General features: G+C 68.4%; 12 protein-coding genes and 1 pseudogene. 10 read left to right on the top strand and 3 right to left on the bottom strand.

Features of this window, described 5'->3' with window-relative positions:
- Window positions 1-12: 12 nt before the first annotated feature.
- Window positions 13-1,782 carry a bifunctional protein-serine/threonine kinase/phosphatase gene (locus tag HFL01S_RS20580; RefSeq protein WP_066262105.1) on the bottom strand — a complete coding sequence of 590 codons (1,770 nt, stop codon included), beginning with the start codon at window positions 1,780-1,782 and terminating at the stop codon, window positions 13-15.
- 53 nt (window positions 1,783-1,835) lie between these two features.
- Complete coding sequence (locus HFL01S_RS20575) at window positions 1,836-3,131, bottom strand: type IV pili methyl-accepting chemotaxis transducer N-terminal domain-containing protein (protein ID WP_066262099.1); 1,296 nt, start codon at window positions 3,129-3,131, stop codon at window positions 1,836-1,838.
- A gap of 360 nt (window positions 3,132-3,491) precedes the next feature.
- Here HFL01S_RS20575 and nirB point away from each other — a divergent pair, with 360 nt between their 5' ends.
- The 9 genes and pseudogenes from nirB to rpsU all read left to right on the top strand — a co-directional run bounded on the left by nirB (window position 3,492) and on the right by rpsU (window position 14,530).
- A complete protein-coding gene (nirB, locus tag HFL01S_RS20570) occupies window positions 3,492-5,945 on the top strand; it encodes a nitrite reductase large subunit NirB (RefSeq protein ID WP_066262097.1) in 2,454 nt (817 codons plus the stop codon).
- Window positions 5,946-5,954: 9 nt separating this feature from the next.
- Window positions 5,955-6,737 carry a type IV pili methyl-accepting chemotaxis transducer N-terminal domain-containing protein gene (locus HFL01S_RS20565; RefSeq protein ID WP_066262096.1) on the top strand — a complete coding sequence of 261 codons (783 nt, stop codon included), beginning with the start codon at window positions 5,955-5,957 and terminating at the stop codon, window positions 6,735-6,737.
- A 22-nt stretch (window positions 6,738-6,759) separates the two neighbouring features.
- On the top strand, window positions 6,760-7,143 hold the full coding sequence (gene nirD, locus HFL01S_RS20560) for a nitrite reductase small subunit NirD (RefSeq protein WP_066262115.1): 384 nt from the start codon (window positions 6,760-6,762) through the stop codon (window positions 7,141-7,143).
- Window positions 7,144-7,147: 4 nt separating this feature from the next.
- Window positions 7,148-9,923: pseudogene (locus HFL01S_RS20555) on the top strand (nitrate reductase).
- Between the two features lie 36 nt (window positions 9,924-9,959).
- On the top strand, window positions 9,960-10,907 hold the full coding sequence (ybiB, locus tag HFL01S_RS20550; RefSeq protein ID WP_066262095.1) for a DNA-binding protein YbiB: 948 nt from the start codon (window positions 9,960-9,962) through the stop codon (window positions 10,905-10,907).
- Window positions 10,904-11,710: a uroporphyrinogen-III C-methyltransferase gene (gene cobA / locus HFL01S_RS20545; protein ID WP_439648609.1), complete on the top strand. Its 807-nt coding sequence runs from the start codon at window positions 10,904-10,906 to the stop codon at window positions 11,708-11,710. Before ybiB ends, cobA begins: the two co-directional genes overlap by 4 nt.
- A gap of 76 nt (window positions 11,711-11,786) precedes the next feature.
- A complete protein-coding gene (locus HFL01S_RS20540) occupies window positions 11,787-12,914 on the top strand; it encodes a sterol desaturase family protein (RefSeq protein WP_066262086.1) in 1,128 nt (375 codons plus the stop codon).
- Between the two features lie 4 nt (window positions 12,915-12,918).
- Window positions 12,919-14,121, top strand: coding sequence for a BaiN/RdsA family NAD(P)/FAD-dependent oxidoreductase (locus HFL01S_RS20535; protein WP_066262084.1), 1,203 nt, complete (start codon window positions 12,919-12,921; stop codon window positions 14,119-14,121).
- Between the two features lie 196 nt (window positions 14,122-14,317).
- Window positions 14,318-14,530 (top strand): 30S ribosomal protein S21, encoded by a 213-nt coding sequence (rpsU, locus tag HFL01S_RS20530; protein ID WP_056273869.1) that lies wholly within the window; start codon window positions 14,318-14,320, stop codon window positions 14,528-14,530.
- A 51-nt stretch (window positions 14,531-14,581) separates the two neighbouring features.
- Here rpsU and HFL01S_RS20525 read toward each other — a convergent pair whose 3' ends face one another.
- Window positions 14,582-15,502, bottom strand: coding sequence for a LysR family transcriptional regulator (locus tag HFL01S_RS20525; protein ID WP_066262082.1), 921 nt, complete (start codon window positions 15,500-15,502; stop codon window positions 14,582-14,584).
- 70 nt (window positions 15,503-15,572) lie between these two features.
- On the opposite strand from HFL01S_RS20525, the gene lysA reads away from it, so the two are divergent.
- Entirely contained in the window at window positions 15,573-16,811 is a 1,239-nt protein-coding gene (lysA, locus tag HFL01S_RS20520; RefSeq protein WP_066262079.1) for a diaminopimelate decarboxylase, read from the top strand.
- Window positions 16,812-16,823: the final 12 nt, after the last annotated feature.

Below are 16,823 nucleotides of genomic sequence, written 5' to 3'. Positions count from 1 at the left end.
GGACGCTGACCTTCAGCGCGGCAGAAACACCAGCCAGTACACAAGCAGCAGGTTGAGCAGCGCGCTGAACCCTAGCAGCAGCTTCCAGAGCATGGTCGGGTCGCGCTGGATCAGCGGAGTGGCGGGCGGTGCGGTGAGCGGGCGCGAGGCGCCGCGCTCCAGCGCCAGCAGCAGTTCTTCGGCAGTTTCGAAGCGCTGCTTCTGGTCGCGGCTGACGGCCTTGAGCACGATGTGGTCGAGCCATATCGGCACGCCAGGCTGGTGGCGACTGGGTGCAACCGGGTCGCGGTAGTAGCGGCCGGCCTGGTAGGGCAGCACCTCGCCATAGGGCAGCTTGCCTGTCAGCAGCTGGTAGAGCGTGACGCCGAGGGCGAACAGGTCGCTGCGCGCGTCGGCGGCCTCTGGCTCGACGTCGGTGTCCACGCCGCCGCCGCGCAGGCGGAAACCCCATTGCTCGGGGTTGATGAAGGTGGGCGTGCCGGCGTGCAGCGCGCGGGCAGATGCAGGTTCGCGGCCACTGAGGGCCACGCCCAGGTCGAGCAGGCGCAGCACGCCGTCTTCTCCCTGGTGCAGGTTGGCGGGCTTGACGTCGCGGTGGATCACACCCTGGCGGTGCAGGTGGCTCAGCGCCCGGGCGGCCTGGGTGGCCATGGCGATGGACTGGGCCACACCGGGGCGGTGCTGGCGGTCCAGCATGTGCTGCAGCGATTCGCCGCTGTGCCAGTCGTACAGCAGGTAGAAGGCACTGGCGCCCTGCCCGGCCGGCAGCGTCGGCGGCGCGTCGTGCACGGCCACCAGGTGTTCGGCCGCGCGGCTGGTGGCCATGCGGCGCGCCAGCCAGGCTTCGTGCGCGAGCATGGCGCGCTCTTCGGCGTCGTGCGCGCGCTGCGGGTGCAGGGTCTTGAGGGCGTAGAGCTTCTGCGTGGCCGGGTCGCGCGCCTGGTACACGAGGTTGATGCCGTTGTCGGCCACCACCGCGGTGATGGCCAGGCCGTCGATCTGCTCACCGAGCTTGAGTTTGGGCGGGATGGGCAGTTGCGCGGCCAGGCGGTTCTGGTCCTGCAGGGTGGCGCTGTCGAGCCCGCGCACGCGCACGGCCAGGGCGGTGACGTTGTCGTTGCTGCCGCGTTGCAGGGCGGCGGCCACCAGGGCTTCGCACAGCGCCTGGACTTCGGCATCCCGGTGCTCGTCCAGCAGGGCTTTGAGGCGCGGCTCGGGCAGCACGTTGTGCACGCCGTCGCTCATGAGCAGGAACAGGTCGCCCACCAGCAGGTCGCCCTGGCTGTAGTCCACCACCACGCGGTCCTCCACGCCGATGCAGCGCAGCAGCTGGTGGCTGAGGTCGGGGTGGGTGGCGACGTGGTCGTGCGTGAGCTGGGTGAGCTCGCCGCCGCGCAGCAGGCAGGCTCGTGTGTCGCCCACGTGGGCCAGGGTGTAGCCGTGGCCGCGCAGCACCATGGCGGTGAGCGTGGTCAGGCCCATGGCCGGCTGGCGGCGGCGGTTGACCCCCGCCAGCCAGGTGTTCTGCGCGCCGATGACGCGGTCCATGGCGACCGTGGTGTCCCAGGTCTCGGGCGTGCCGTAGTAGTCGCGCACCAGGCTGGTCACCGTGGTCTGAGCCGCCTCCTTGCCCAGCCCGCCCGCACTCACACCGTCGGCAATGGCGACGATGGAGCCCATGTCCGCCTGCCCCGGCGGCGGCAGCATGGCGGCGCAGAAGTCTTCGTTGATGTCCTTGCGCCCTGCCTGGCTGGCGTAGCCGATGTCGATGTCAAAAGCCATGCACCACCTCTAGCAAGAACAGCGCCCGAAATTGGTGCATCGCACAAATCCGGTCATCCCATCAGCATCTGCATGCTGCGCTCGTAGTGGGTGGACAGTTGCTCGAACCGATCCAGCAGCGCCTCGCTGGCATGGGCCACCGTCTCCATGCGCGCCAGCCGGTCGCGACCGGCGGGGCGGCGGTCCTGCGGGGTGGCGGCCAGCATCTGCTGCCAGCCCAGCGCCGCCTCGTCCAGCGCGGTGCGGATGTCGGGCGTGGACAGCGGCAGACCATTCAGATAGGCCAGTGCGCGCTCGAAGTCGCCCTGCACATCGGTCATGGCGGCGCTGCGGCCGGTGGCGCTGTCCTCGATGCCCAGCAGGTCCATCAGCGTCATCTTGGCGAAACGCTGCGAGAGCATGCGCTGGCGGCCGGCCACATTGAGCACCTGCAACGAGGCCACGGCACCGGCGTGCTGCAGGCTGGCGGTGAGGCGCTCGGCGTCCTGCAGCAGGCGGTCGGCCAGATCGTCGACCTGCTGCACCTGCCCGGCGACGGGCTTGCCCCTGAATGAGGCCTTGAGCGCCTGCCAGGTGCTGCCCAGCAGGCCCAGCAGGTCGCCAAAGCTGGGCTGCGACAGACCCTTGCCCAACCAGGCGAGGTTGGCGTCCACCCGCTGCACCGAGTCGTCCAGCAGGGCCTGCTGCTGGCGCGACTGCACATCGGCCAGCCGCAGCAGGTGCAGCTTGACCAGGCGCTGCGAGAGCATGCGCAGCTGGCCCGCGCGGTTCACGGCCTCGGCGAAATGGGCCGACTGGATGATCTGTTCTGACACCTGGCCCAGGCGCTGGTTGGTGTGCATGGACGCAGTGCGCAGGATCTGGAAGGCGTCGTCGTCCGACAGCGCGCGCGCCCGCATGAGGATGCCCTTGGCGCGTTCGACCTGCTTGCGTTCCTCGAAGCGCTGCGACACATCGCGCAGCTGTTCCAGCAGCGCCTGCTCGCGCCCGAAGCGCGCCTGCGCCAGGTGCACCAGCGGCCGCAGGCGCTCGGCACCGTAGCCGTTGACCACCCAGGCGTGCACGCCGGCGGCGGTGGCTCGTTCGATGTGGGCGGCGTCGGCGTCCGGGGTGAACAGCAGCACCGGTTTGGGTAGCACCTCCGCCAGCGTATGCGTGGCCTTGAACAGGGTCTCGTCGGGCCGCGGGGCTTCGCCAACCACCAGATCTGGTGCGTGCTGCACGGCCGCCTGCACCAGTTTGCTGCAGTCCTCCACCACGGCCAGCACCGCCATGCCGGCGGCTTCCAGATCGGCCTGCAGGGGCAGGAGGCCCCGGGGACCCTGGCGAAGAAGCAGCACGGAAGTCATATGAATCAAGGACTTGTTGGAGATCGGGAGACGGTCTGCGGCCACATCCACCGGGCCTGTGCAGGCGCTGCGGAGAAGGCCCGTCGACGGGGCGCCGATCATATGGCACAGCTCTTGCATTGAACAGGCCAGACGTGACGAAGCGTCCAACCCCGACCGCAGCGTCGGGGCCTGCACACAACGACGTGCGCAGTGACTGAACCGGAACTGGCCCTGGCGCCTGTTCCAGCCCGGCAACTCTGCCGGGTGATCGATGTTCCCAACACCCGTGTTCCGGCCCACCCGCCGCTGTGCGACCGCCCGCGTGCGTCCGCCGGAGCCAGCAACAACCCCCGTGATCTTCAGACAGGAGTCGCCGCAATGAAAAAAATGAAACTCGTGATGGTGGGCAACGGCATGGCCGGTGTGCGCACGCTCGAAGAGCTGCTGAAGATCGCCCCCGAGTTCTACGACATCACCGTCTTCGGCGCCGAGCCGCACCCCAACTACAACCGCATCCTGCTCAGCCCGGTGCTGGCGGGCGAACAGACCATCGACGAGATCATCCTCAACGACTGGTCCTGGTACACCGACAACGGCATCACCCTGCACGCTGGTTACAAGGTGACCGAGGTGGACCGCGTCAAGCGCGTGGTGCACTCGGTCGGCCCCAATGGCGAGAAAGTGTCGGCCGAATACGACCGCCTGATCATGGCGACCGGTTCCAACCCCTTCATCCTGCCCATCCCCGGCAAGGACCTGCAGGGTGTGCTGGCCTACCGCGACATCGCCGACACGCAGGCCATGATCGACGCCGCCGCCACCTACAAGCACGCGGTCGTCATCGGCGGCGGCCTGCTGGGCCTGGAAGCCGCCAACGGCCTGATGAAGCGCGGCATGACGGTCAGCGTGGTGCACGTGGCGCCGTGGCTGATGGAGCGCCAGCTGGACGATGTGGCGGGCAAGCTGCTGCAAAAGTCGCTGGAAGAGCGCGGCATGCAGTTCCTGATCGGCGCGCAGACGCAGGAGCTGGTGGGCGGTGACGATGGGCGCGTGAAAGCGATCCGCTTCAAGGACGGCAGCGAGGTGCCGGCCGACCTGGTGGTGATGGCCGTGGGCATCCGCCCCAACACCGCGCTGGCCGAGAGCATGCGCCTGCACGTCAACCGCGGCATCGTCGTCAGCGACACCCTGCAGACCGTGACCGACCCGCGCATCTACGCGGTGGGCGAATGCGCGGCGCACCGAGGCATCGCCTACGGCCTGGTGGCCCCGCTGTTCGAGCAGGGCAAGGTGCTGGCCACGCACCTGGCCGAGTTCGGCATCGGCCGCTACACCGGCTCGCTCACGTCCACCAAGCTCAAGGTCACCGGCATCGACCTGTTCTCTGCCGGTGAATTCATGGGCGGCGACGGCACCGAAGAGATCGTGATGAGCGACCCCTTCGGCGGCGTCTACAAGAAGCTGGTGATCAAGGACGACAAGCTCGTCGGCGCCTGCCTCTACGGCGACACGGTGGACGGCAGCTGGTACTTCAAGCTGCTGCGCGAAGGGCGCACGGTCAGCGACATCCGTGACAAGCTGATGTTCGGCGAGAGCAACATCGGCGACACGGGTCACCAGGGCCACAACAAGGCCGCCGCCATGAAGGACAGCGACGAGGTCTGCGGCTGCAACGGCGTGACCAAGGGCACCATCTGCAAGGCGATCAAGGACAAGGGCCTGTTCACCCTGGACGAGGTGAAGAAGCACACCAAGGCCAGTGCCAGCTGCGGCTCCTGCACCGGCCTGGTCGAACAGATCCTGATGTTCACTGCGGGTGGCGACTACTCCGCCACGCCGAAGAAGAAGGCCATCTGCGGCTGCACCGAGCACAGCCACCAGGACGTGCGCGACGCGATCCGCAACGACAAGCTGCTGACCATCGCCGATACCTTCAGCGCCCTGGGCTGGAAGACGCCCAACGGCTGCGCCACCTGCCGCCCGGCCATCAACTACTACCTCATCAGCACCTGGCCCAAGCAGGCCAAGGACGACCCGCAGAGCCGCTACATCAACGAGCGTTCGCACGCCAACATCCAGAAGGACGGCACCTACAGCGTGATCCCGCGCATGTGGGGCGGCGAGACCACGGCCGACGAGCTGCGCCGCATCGCCGACGCGGTGGACAAGTACAAGATCCCGACCGTCAAGGTCACGGGCGGACAGCGCATCGACCTGCTGGGCGTGAAGAAGGAAGACCTGGTCAACGTCTGGAAAGACATCGGCATGCCCAGCGGCCACGCCTACGCCAAGGCGCTGCGCACGGTGAAGACCTGTGTCGGGTCAGAGTGGTGCCGCATGGGCACCCAGGACTCGACCCAGATGGGCAAGGACCTGGAGAAGGCCATGTGGCGCATGTACGCGCCGCACAAGGTGAAGTTCGCCGTCAGCGGCTGCCCGCGCAACTGCGCCGAGGCCGGCATCAAGGACGTGGGCGTGATCGGCGTCGACTCGGGCTGGGAGATGTACATCGCCGGCAACGGCGGCATCAAGACCGAGGTCGCGCACTTCCTGGTCAAGGTGAAAACGGCCGAGGAGGTCATGGAATACACCGGCGCCTTCTGCGAGCTCTACCGCCAGGAAGGCTGGTACCTGGAGCGCACGGTGCACTACGTCAACCGCGTGGGCCTGGACTACATCAAGAAGCGCATCCTGGACGACGCCGCCGGCCGCAAGGCGCTGTGGGAACAGCTGCAGTTCGCCCTCGACGGGGAGCCCGACCCCTGGTTCGACTTCAAGGACGCGGCCGTGGACACGCGCCAGTTCGACCCCGTGGCCATCGTCAAGGCCTGAGGAGCGGTCATGAAACGACGCGCCGTGCTCATCCTGGCAGGCGCCCTGCCCCTGGGTGTGAACGCCCAGGTCAGCGACCTCGCCGACGCGATCAACAAGGCCGGCCGCCAGCGCATGCTCTCGCAGCGCATGGGCAAGGCCTGGCTTGCGATGCTGCACAACACAGAGGGCCGGTCGGCCCAGGCCGTGCTCGACAAGTCGATGGCGCTGTTCGACCGCCAGCTGGTCGAACTCAAGGCCTTCGCGCCGTCCTCCGAGATCCGCGACACCTACACCGCGCTGGAAGCCGCCTGGAGCGACTACAAGACCGCGCTTGTCGGTGCCACGCCCAGCAAAGCCGGCGCCGCCAGGCTGCTCAAGGCCGACGCCCGCGTGCTGGCGCTGGCCCACCAGGGCACCCAGCAGTACGAGGCGGCCATGGGCCGCCCGGTGGGCAAGCTGGTCAACATCGCGGGCCGCCAGCGCATGCTGTCCCAGCGCATGGCCAAGTTCTACTACGCCGCCACGCTGCCGGTCGATCCTTCGGTGGCGATCACCGAGATCGGCAAGGCCCGCACCGAGTTCCTGGCCGCCATGACCACGCTGCGCGACGCCCCGGAAGCCACCGCCCGCATCCGCGACGAACTGAGCCTGGCCGACGGCCAGTGGTTCTTCTTCGACCAGGCCCTGCAGCGCGTCCAGTCGGGTGCCGCCGCCTCCGCCAAGCCGATGTCGGACGTGTTTGTCACCAGCGAGAACCTGCTCAGCGTGATGGACCGCGTCACCGAGCTCTACGCCAACCTGAAGTCCTGATTACAGAGAAAGCCCCATGAACATGAGCCAATGGACCCCCATCTGCCAGGTTGACGACATCCCTGTGCTCGGCTCGCGCCGCGTGGCGCGCGAGCAGGGCCTGGACGTCGCGATCTTCCGCAACGACCAGGACGAGGTGTTCGCACTGCTCGACCGCTGCCCGCACAAGGGCGGCCCGCTGAGCCAGGGCATCGTCTTCGGCACCCACGTGGCCTGCCCGCTGCACAACTGGACCATCGGCCTGTGCGACGGCCAGGCGTCCGCGCCCGACGAGGGTTGCACGCCCAAGTTCAGCGTGAAGGTGGAGAACGGCCAGGTGTTCCTGGACGCCACGCAGCTCGCGTCGCACGCCACCGATCTGGAGCGCCCGATCGCCGGCCCCGCCCGCAGAACCGTCAAGGCCTGAGCCCATGACCGAAACCCGCTCCACCTGCCCGTACTGTGGTGTGGGCTGCGGCGTCATCATCGAATCCGATGGGCCGCAGATCACCGGTGTGCGCGGCGACCCGGACCACCCGGCCAACTTCGGCAAGCTCTGCACCAAGGGCAGTACGCTGCACCTGACGGCCACGCCCGCCATCACGCGCCAGACCCGGCTGCTGCAGCCCATGCAGCGGTTGCAGCGCGGCCAGGCGCCCGTGGCCCTGGGCTGGGACGCGGCACTGGACCGCGTGGCCGGCGAGTTCGGCCGCATCGCGCGCGCGCATGGCCCCGACGCGGTGGGCTTCTACATCAGCGGCCAGCTGCTGACCGAGGACTACTACGTCTTCAACAAGCTGGCCAAGGGCCTGATCGGCACCAACAACGTCGACACCAACTCGCGTCTGTGCATGAGCAGCGCGGTGGCGGGCTACAAGGCCACGCTGGGCGCCGACGCGCCGCCCGCCTGCTACGAAGACGTGAACCACGCCGCCTGCCTGTTCATCGTCGGCAGCAACGCGGCCTACGCCCACCCCATCCTGTTCCGCCGCATCGAGGCCGCGAAGCAGCAGAACCCGGGCATGAAGGTGATCGTGGCCGACCCGCGCCGCACCGACACCGCCGAGCTGGCCGACCTCTACCTGCCCCTGCAACCGGGCAGCGACGTGATGCTGTTCCACGGCCTGCTGCACGTGATGCTGTGGGAAGGCTGGACCGACGCCGCCTACATCGCGGCGCACACGAATGGCTTCGACGATCTGAAGGCGCTGGTGCGCGAAGCCACGCCCGATCTGGTAGCGCAGACCTGCGGCATCCCCAAAGAAGACCTGTTCAAGGCCGCTCAGTGGTTTGCGCAGTCGCCCGCCACGCTCAGCCTGTATTGCCAGGGCCTGAACCAGAGCAGCAGCGGCACCGCCAAGAACGCGACCCTGATCAACCTGCACCTGGCCACCGGCCAGATCGGCAAACCCGGCGCCGGCCCCTTCAGCCTGACCGGCCAGCCCAACGCCATGGGCGGGCGCGAAGTGGGCGGCCTGGCCAATCTGCTCAGTGCCCACCGCGACCTGGCCAACCCCGCGCACCGCGCCGAAGTGGCGGCGTTGTGGGGCGTGGCCGACGTGCCGAGCAAGCCCGGCAAGACCGCGGGGGAGATGTTCCAGGCCGCGGCCGACGGCGAGATCAAGGCGCTCTGGATCGCCTGCACCAACCCGGCGCAGTCCATGCCCGACCAGGCGACCGTGCGCCGCGCCCTGCAGCGCGCCGAATTCGTGGTGGTGCAGGAAGCCTTTGCGACGGCCGCCACCTGCGACTTCGCCGACCTGCTGCTGCCCGCCACCACCTGGGGCGAGAAGGAAGGCACGGTCACCAACAGCGAGCGCCGCATCAGCCGAGTGCGCGCCGCCGTGCCCGCAGCCGGCGAGGCCCGGCACGACTGGCGCATCGCCGTGGATGTGGCGCGGCGGCTGGAAGCGCAGCTGCGCCCCGGCCAGCCCACGCTCTTCCCCTACGACACGCCCGAATCGATCTGGAACGAACACCGCGAGTCCACCCGCGGCCGCGACCTTGACATCACCGGCCTGTCCTACGACATGCTGGAGCAGCGGGGGCCGCAGCAGTGGCCGCTGAGCGAGGGTGAGAAGACTGGACGCGAGCGCCTGTATGCCGACGGTGTGTTCCCGACCGCCGACGGCAAGGCCCGCTTCTCCGCCCTGCCCTACATGCCCGTGGCCGAGCAGCGCGAATCGCGCTTCCCCTTCTCGCTGACCACCGGCCGCCTACGCGACCACTGGCACGGCATGACGCGCACCGGCACCATCGGCCGGCTGTTCGGCCACGTGGCTGAGCCGTCGGTGCAGATGAACCCGCAGGACATGGAACGCCGGGGCCTCACGAACGGCGAACTGGTGCACGTGACCAGCAAGCGCGGCTCCATCGTGCTGCCGGTGCAGGGCTCGCGCACGGTGCACACAACACAGGCCTTCATCGCCATGCACTGGGGGACAGGAGTACCTGAGCGGCCGCAGCAGCCAGGGCGAACCGCTGGCCGGCGTCAACGCCCTCACCACCTCGGCCTACTGCCCCACGTCCAAACAGCCCGAACTCAAGCACGCGGCGGTGAAGATCCTCAAGGCCGAACTGCCCTGGACCCTGCTGGGCGTGGCCTGGCTGCCCGAGGCGTCGGCGCTGACCGCGCTGACCGGGCTGCGCGCGCTGATGCCCTCGTTCGAGTTCGCGTCCTGCGTGCCCTTCGGCCGCGAACGCACCGGTGTGCTGTTCCGCGCCGCCGCACACGAAGCACCGGAACCGGCGCTGGTCGAGCGCATCGAGGCCCTGCTGGACCTGGCCACCGCCGACACGCTGCGCTACGCCGACAAGCGACGCCAGCAGCGCCGCAGCGCACGCCTGCAGCGCAGCGGTGACGACATCACGCTCGAAGCCTTCCTGCTGGCCGGCGACACCAGCGCCGAGGGCTGGATCAAGACCTTGCTGCAGGACGAGCTGCCCGCGGGCAGTTACGGCCGCCTGCTGCTGATGCCTGGCGCTGCGGCCCCGGTGGCGGTGGTCGCGAAAAGCCCCCAGGTCTGCACCTGCTTCAACGTCGGCGAAGACGCGATCCGCGCCGAACTGCCGCGCTGCGGCGGCACGGGCGACCAGCGCCTGGCGCAGTTGCAGGGGCAGCTCAAGTGCGGCACCAACTGCGGTTCCTGCATCCCGGAACTGCGGCGACTGATCAAGGCGGTGCCGGCATCGCTGGTAGCCATATAACCCGCAGTCATCTGACCTCGCGGACAATGGCGGCCCATGAGCATCAGCCACTACATCAAGGAGATCGGGCGCGGCAAGGACGGCGCCCGTTCGCTCAGCCGTGAGCAGGCCACCGACCTGTTCGGCCAGGTGCTGGACGGCGCCGTGACCGACCTGGAGGTCGGTGGTTTCTGTCTGGCGATGCGCATCAAAGGCGAAACGCCGGAGGAGATGGCCGGCTTCCTCGACGCCACCCACGCCCGCCTGCAGCGCATCCCTGACAACGCCCTCACCACCGTGGTGCTGCCGAGCTACAACGGTGCACGCAAGCTGCCGGTGCTCACGCCCTTGCTGGCGCTGCTGCTGGCGCGCGAAGGCGCGGCGGTGCTGGTGCACGGCACGGCCACCGAAGACAGACGCGTGACCAGCGAGGCGGTGTTCGCCGCACTGGGCCAGCCGGCCCGCACGGCGGTCGGCCCGGTGGGCCCGGGTCAATGCGCCTTTGTTCCCACCGAGGTGCTGCACCCCGGCCTCAAGCGCCTGCTGGACGTGCGCCGCGTGGTCGGCCTGCGCAACCCGGCGCACAGCCTCGTCAAGCTGATGAACCCTTGCGAAGGCCGGGCGCTGATCGTCGGCAGCTACACCCACCCTGAATACGCGGTGTCCATGGCCGACACCTTTGCCCTCGTCGGCGCGCACGCCTTGCTGCTGCGCGGCACCGAGGGCGAACCGGTAGCCGATGCGCGCCGCACGCCGCAGATGGACGCCTTCCGCGACGGTGCGCGCCACCTGCTGCAACCCGCTCAGGAAGGCTCGCTGGCGGCCCTGCCCGATCTGCCCAAGGACATCTCGGCCGACGCCACCGCCGCCTACATCCGCGACGTGCTGGGCGGCCGCCTGCCCGTGCCCGCCCCGATTGCCCTGCAGGTGGCACACATCCTGCAAGAAGTGTCTCGCCCCGCTGCACCAGAGACAAACCGCCCCACGGCGGTCAGCACACCATGAACATGCCCGCCACCGTCATCACCTCCGAAAGCCAGTTCCACCCCGGCACCGTCACCCTCGTGGGCGCCGGCCCGGGCGACCCGGAGCTGCTCACCATCAAGGCCGCCAAGGCCATCGCCGCCGCGACCGTGCTGCTGGTGGACGACCTGGTGAGCGAGGGCGTGCTGGCCCATGCATCCCCCAGCGCGCGCGTCGTGCACGTGGGCAAGCGCGGCGGCTGCAAGAGCACGCCGCAGGCCTTCATCGAGAAGCTGATGATCATGGCCGCGCGCGAAGGCGAGATCGTGGTGCGCCTCAAGGGCGGCGACCCCTTCATCTTCGGCCGCGGCGGTGAAGAGGTGGAACACCTGCGCGAAGCCGGCATCGAGGTCCAGGTGCTCAACGGCATCACCTCGGGCCTGGCCGGCCTGACCTCGCTCGGCGCACCGCTGACCCACCGCGACCACGCGCACGGCGTCGTCTTCATCACCGGCCACGCCAAGCCCGGCGACAGCGGCACCGACTGGAAACAGCTCGCTGCCACCGCACGCGATGCGAAGCTGACCCTGGTGATCTACATGGGCGTCTCCAGCGCCACCCAGATCCAGGCCGACCTGCTGACCGGCCTGCCGGCCAGCACGCCGCTGGCCATCGTCCAGCACGCCAGCCTGCCGCAGCAGCGCCACGCGGTCTGCACCCTGGGCACCCTCACCACCACGCTGGCGCAGGAAGGTCTGGGCAGCCCGTCGGTGATGGTGGTCGGCGACGTGGTGCGTGGCATCGCGGCGGTGGCCCAGCCGGAATCGCAGCGCCGAGCGGCCTGAGCCGGCGGGGACCGCCCGCTACACTCCCGCTCCGTCACCACAACAGGCCGCCCACGGCGGCGCGAGGAGGATCGGCGTGCTCGACAAACTCAACGAACTGGCCGAAGGCCACGGCGCCCTCAAACCCGGACGTGGCCTGGTCACCGGCGTGCTGGCGCTCAGCCTGGCCTTCCTGTGCTTTCTGGGTGTGCTGGCCTTCCACTTCCCCGAGTACCTGACCACGCCCGAGCTGCGCAAGAGCTACGACGTGGCACTGATCCGCCAGCTGATGTTCTGGTCGCTGGTGGTCGCCGGCGCACTGAGCCTGGTCAACCTGGTGTTCCGCCGTGCGCCCTGGCTGGCCGCCGCCGCGTTCGCGCTGGTGCTGCTGTCGGCGGTGCTGGGCGGCCACAAGGTCGAGGTCGACCCCAACTTCCCCGACCACACGCCCTACATCGGCCTGGACTGGTTCATCCTGGACCTGCTGGGCTCGGCGCTGATCTTCATCTTCATCGAGAAGCTGTTTGCCCTGCGCAAAGACCAGCCGGTGTTCCGTCCCGAGTGGCAGACCGACCTGCACCACTTCATCGTCAACCACATGCTGATCGGCTTCATGCTGCTGGCCACCAACCTGCTGGTGCACAAGCTGTTCGGCTGGGCCGCGGTCGACGGTGTGCGCGGCTGGGTCGGCGCGCTGCCGTTCTGGGCGGCGCTGCCGCTGCTCATCCTGGCGGCCGATCTGGTGCAGTACTGGACCCACCGCGCGTACCACGAGGTGCCGATGCTGTGGCGCCTGCACGCGGTGCACCACAGCGCCAAGCACATGGACTGGCTCGCCGGTTCGCGCCAGCACGTCATCGAAATCCTGATCACCCGCACGCTGGTGCTGGTGCCGGTCTACATGATGGGGTTCTCCAAGGACGTGATCGACGCCTACATCATCGTGGTCGGTTTCCAGGCGGTGTTCAACCACGCCAACGTCAGCGTGCGCCTGGGCCCACTGCGGTACATGATCGTGACGCCCAACTTCCATCACTGGCACCACAGCCAGGACCAGGAAGCGCTGGACAAGAACTACGCCGCCCACTTCGCCTTCATTGACCACCTGTTCGGCACCGCCGTCAAAAGCGATCGCGAATGGCCCGAGCGCTACGGCGTGCTGGGCGACTACGTGCCCAACGGTTTCTGGAAACAGGTGAAGTTCCCCTTCGTCTGGAAGGGCTGACCCGGTGCAGACCTTTGACGTGGTGGTGGTCGGTGCAGGCGCCGCTGGCCTGTTCTGCGCCGGCATCGCCGGTCAGCGCGGCCTGAAGGTGCTGCTGCTGGACCACAGCGAGAAGATGGCGGAAAAGGTGCGCATTTCCGGCGGCGGCCGGGCCAACTTCACCAACCGCGACATCGACGTGCGCCAGCCGCACAAGCACTTCGTCGGCGAGAACCCGAACTTCTGCCGCTCGGCGCTCTCGCGCTACACGCCGGCCGACTTCATTGCGCTGGTGCAGAAGCACGGCATCCCCTTCCACGAAAAGCACAAGGGACAGCTGTTCTGCGACCGCTCGGCGGGCGACCTGATCGAGATGTTGCTGGCCGAATGTGCGGTGGGCGGCGTCACGCGCTGGCAGCCCTGCGGCGTGAAGGCGCTGCGGCTGACCGACGATGGCGGCTACGAACTCGACACCGACCAGGGTCCGGTGCAGGCGCGCAAGGTGGTGATCGCCACCGGCGGGCTGTCGATTCCCGCCATCGGCGCCACCGACTTCGGTTTCCGGGTCGCCAAACAGTTCGGCCTGCGCACGGTGGAACCGCGCCCCGGCCTGGTGCCGCTGACGTTCGACGGCGCTGGCTGGGCGCCCTACGCTGGTCTGGCCGGGCTGGCGCTCCCGGTACTGATCGAAACCGGCGACAAGAAGAACAAGGCCGTGTTCGCCGAAGACCTGCTCTTCACCCACCGCGGTCTGTCCGGACCGGCGGTGCTGCAGATCTCCAGCTACTGGAAGCCCGGCACCCCCATCCGCATCAACCTCGCGCCCGAGGTCGACCTGCCCGCCGCGCTGGCCGAGGCCAAACAGCGCTCGCGCAAGCTGCTGGTCAACGAACTGGCCACGCTCGTCCCAAGCCGCCTGTCCGAGGCCTGGGTAGAACAAGACAAGGAATGGCAGCGCCCGGTGGCCGAGTGCAGCGACAAGGCCCTGGCCCGGCTGGCCGAGCGGCTGGCGCGCTGGGAGCTGGTGCCCACGGGCACCGAGGGCTACAAGAAGGCCGAGGTCACGCTGGGAGGGGTCGATACCCGCGACCTGTCGCAACAGACCATGGAATCGAAACAGCCCGGCCTGTACTTCATCGGCGAGGTGGTGGACGTGACCGGCTGGCTGGGCGGCTACAACTTCCAGTGGGCCTGGGCCAGTGCCCACGCCTGCGCGATGGCGCTCTGAACGCCCGTTTGAACACCGTTCAGCGCACCCCATCAAAGTCTGGCAATCTTCCGGCAGGACGCTATAATCTGCGGCTTTGCTGGCAAACCCCCGTCGGCCAATACTAGTTAACAGACGGGGGAACTTTGCAGAAACGATGCCTGGGCCCGATCTTCCCGTTCATCCTCTTTCTGTGCATTCTGGAATCTCTCCTTCAATGACGACCATCCGTGTTAAAGACAACGAGCCGTTCGACGTTGCTCTGCGTCGCTTCAAGCGCACCATCGAAAAACTGGGTCTGCTAACCGACCTGCGCGCCCGCGAGTTCTACGAAAAGCCGACCGCCGAGCGCAAGCGCAAGAAGGCCGCCGCCGTCAAGCGCCACTACAAGCGCGTGCGCTCGATGCAGCTGCCCAAGAAGCTGTACTGATTCTTCAGTCGCTTCGGAAAAAACCCGCTCAGGACGCTGCAGCGGGTTTTTTTACGCCTGTTCGGTCCGGGTCAGGCGGGTTTTCAGGGCGCTGGCTGCCTCGGCCAGAGCCGCCTCGAAGTCGGCCCGCAGCGGATGCTCGGTCCGCCAGCTCGGCCGGATCAGCGCCACATGGAACGGGATGCTCACGCTCAGCGGCTTCACCACCAAACCCTCCCCAGCCAGCTCAAGCGCCGTCAGCGGGTTGACGATGCCCAGCCCCAGCCCCTGGCGCACCAGGGCGCAGACCGACACTGCGCTTGGGGTTTCCAGCTTCAACACCCGCTCCACGCCCGCGGCCGCAAACAGCGCATCCACCTGCTGCCGGTACGGGTCGGCCGGCGCGAAGCTGATGAACGGCTGGCCCGCGAAGTCGGCCGGCATCAGCACGGGCTTGAGCGCCAGTGCATGGCCGGCCGGCAGTACCGCCACCTCGTCGGCCACCAGCAGCGTCTCCAGCGCGCAAGCGGCCGGCGCCTCGTGCCGCTCGGACAGGCCCAGGTCGAAGCGCTGTTCGGACAGCGCAGCCTCCAGTTGCGGTGATTCGATCGGCGTCAGGCCCACCGCCGCCTCGGGCTGTTTCAGCGCGAAGCGGCGCACGGCATCCGGCAACAGGGCGTGCGACAGCGCGGGCAGGCAGGCCAGCTGCAGCCGGCCGTGCGCGTAGCCCTTGAGCGCGACGGCGGTCGCCGCGATGCGCTCCAGCCCCACGTAGGACTGCTCGACCTCGTCCATCAACGCCAGCGCCCGCACCGTGGGCTTCAGGCGCCCCTTCACGCGCTCGAACAGCGCAAAGCCCAGCACCTGCTCCAGCCGCGCCAGCTCGCGGCTGACCGTGGGCTGCGAGGTGTGCAGCAGCTCGGCCGCACGCGTGACGTGGCCGGTGCCCATGACGGCGCGGAAGAAGTCGATCTGGCGGTGGCTGAGTTTCATATCAATGATGAATTGATGTTGAATTATCTGGCATTGCTCAATATGGAAAGAACCGGGATCATCGGCGCCCATGAACCCCTTCTCCGACGCCCTCCTCCAGTCCCTCGCCCGCCAGCACGGCACCCCGCTGTGGGTCTACGACGCGGCCACCATCCGCGCCCGCATCGCCGAACTGCGCGCCTTCGACACCATCCGCTTCGCCCAAAAAGCCAACTCCAACATCCACCTGCTGCGCCTGATGCGCGAGCAGGGTGTGGTGGTCGATGCCGTGTCTCGCGGCGAGATCCTGCGCGCCCTGGCCGCGGGCTTCACCGCTGACGTGAACGCCCAGGGCGCCTCGGGCATCGTCTTCACCGCCGACCTGTTCGACCACGCCACCCTGTCCACCGTGGTCGAGCACCGTGTGCCGGTCAACGCCGGCTCCATCGACATGCTGCACCAGCTGGGCGCGGTCTCGCCCGGCCACCCGGTCTGGCTGCGCATCAACCCCGGTTTTGGCCACGGCCACAGCAACAAGACCAATACCGGCGGCGAACACAGCAAACACGGCATCTGGCACGCCGAGCTGGACGATGCGCTGGCGGCCGTGAAGCAGCATGGCCTGACGCTGATCGGCCTGCACATGCACATCGGCTCCGGCGTGGACTACGCCCACCTGCAAGAGGTCTGCCAGGCCATGGTGCAACTGGTGAAGCGCGCGAGCACGGACTTGCAGGCCATCTCGGCCGGCGGCGGTCTGTCGATTCCCTACCGCGAGGGCGAGCCGCGCATCGACACCGCACACTACTTCAGCCTCTGGGACGATGCCCGCCGCAGCATCGCCGCCCACCTGGGCCACGCCGTGCACCTGGAGCTGGAGCCTGGCCGCTTCCTGGTGGCCGAAGCCGGCGTGCTGGTGACCGAGGTGCGCGCGACCAAGCCCATGGGGTCGAACCGTTTCACCCTGGTCGACGCCGGTTTTTCCGACCTGATGCGTCCGTCGATGTACGGCGCCTTCCACGGCATGGGTCTGATCCCCGCCGACGACACGCCGCGCGCCACGGTCGAGACCGTGGTCGCCGGTCCGCTGTGCGAGTCGGGCGACGTGTTCACCCAGGCCGAAGGCGGCGTGGTGCTCACCCGCGCGCTGCCCCAGGCCCACGTGGGCGACCTGCTGGTGCTGCACGACGCTGGCGCCTACGGTGCGTCCATGTCCAGCAACTACAACAGCCGCCCGCTGGCGGCCGAGGTGCTGGTCGATGGCGACACACATCGCCTGATCCGCCGGCGCCAGACAGTGGAGGAACTGCTGGCCCTGGAATCGGTTTGAGACAATCGCCGG

The sequence above is a fragment of the Hydrogenophaga flava NBRC 102514 genome (assembly GCF_001571145.1).
Taxonomy (GTDB): Bacteria; Pseudomonadota; Gammaproteobacteria; order Burkholderiales; family Burkholderiaceae_C; genus Hydrogenophaga; species Hydrogenophaga flava.
The sequence above is the reverse complement of the archived record's forward strand: the minus strand, read 5'-3'. Positions and strand labels throughout refer to the sequence as shown.

Excerpts from the sequence above, each read along its gene's own strand:
- HFL01S_RS20580 (WP_066262105.1), bottom strand. The coding sequence starts at position 1,782 with ATGGCTTTTGACATCGACATCGGCTACGCCAGCCAGGCAGGGCGCAAG.
- HFL01S_RS20575 (WP_066262099.1), bottom strand. The coding sequence starts at position 3,131 with ATGACTTCCGTGCTGCTTCTTCGCCAGGGTCCCCGGGGCCTCCTGCCC.
- nirB (WP_066262097.1), top strand. The coding sequence starts at position 3,492 with ATGAAAAAAATGAAACTCGTGATGGTGGGCAACGGCATGGCCGGTGTG.
- HFL01S_RS20565 (WP_066262096.1), top strand. The coding sequence starts at position 5,955 with ATGAAACGACGCGCCGTGCTCATCCTGGCAGGCGCCCTGCCCCTGGGT.
- nirD (WP_066262115.1), top strand. The coding sequence starts at position 6,760 with ATGAGCCAATGGACCCCCATCTGCCAGGTTGACGACATCCCTGTGCTC.
- ybiB (WP_066262095.1), top strand. The coding sequence starts at position 9,960 with ATGAGCATCAGCCACTACATCAAGGAGATCGGGCGCGGCAAGGACGGC.
- cobA (WP_439648609.1), top strand. The coding sequence starts at position 10,904 with ATGAACATGCCCGCCACCGTCATCACCTCCGAAAGCCAGTTCCACCCC.
- rpsU (WP_056273869.1), top strand. The coding sequence starts at position 14,318 with ATGACGACCATCCGTGTTAAAGACAACGAGCCGTTCGACGTTGCTCTG.
- HFL01S_RS20525 (WP_066262082.1), bottom strand. The coding sequence starts at position 15,502 with ATGAAACTCAGCCACCGCCAGATCGACTTCTTCCGCGCCGTCATGGGC.
- lysA (WP_066262079.1), top strand. The coding sequence starts at position 15,573 with ATGAACCCCTTCTCCGACGCCCTCCTCCAGTCCCTCGCCCGCCAGCAC.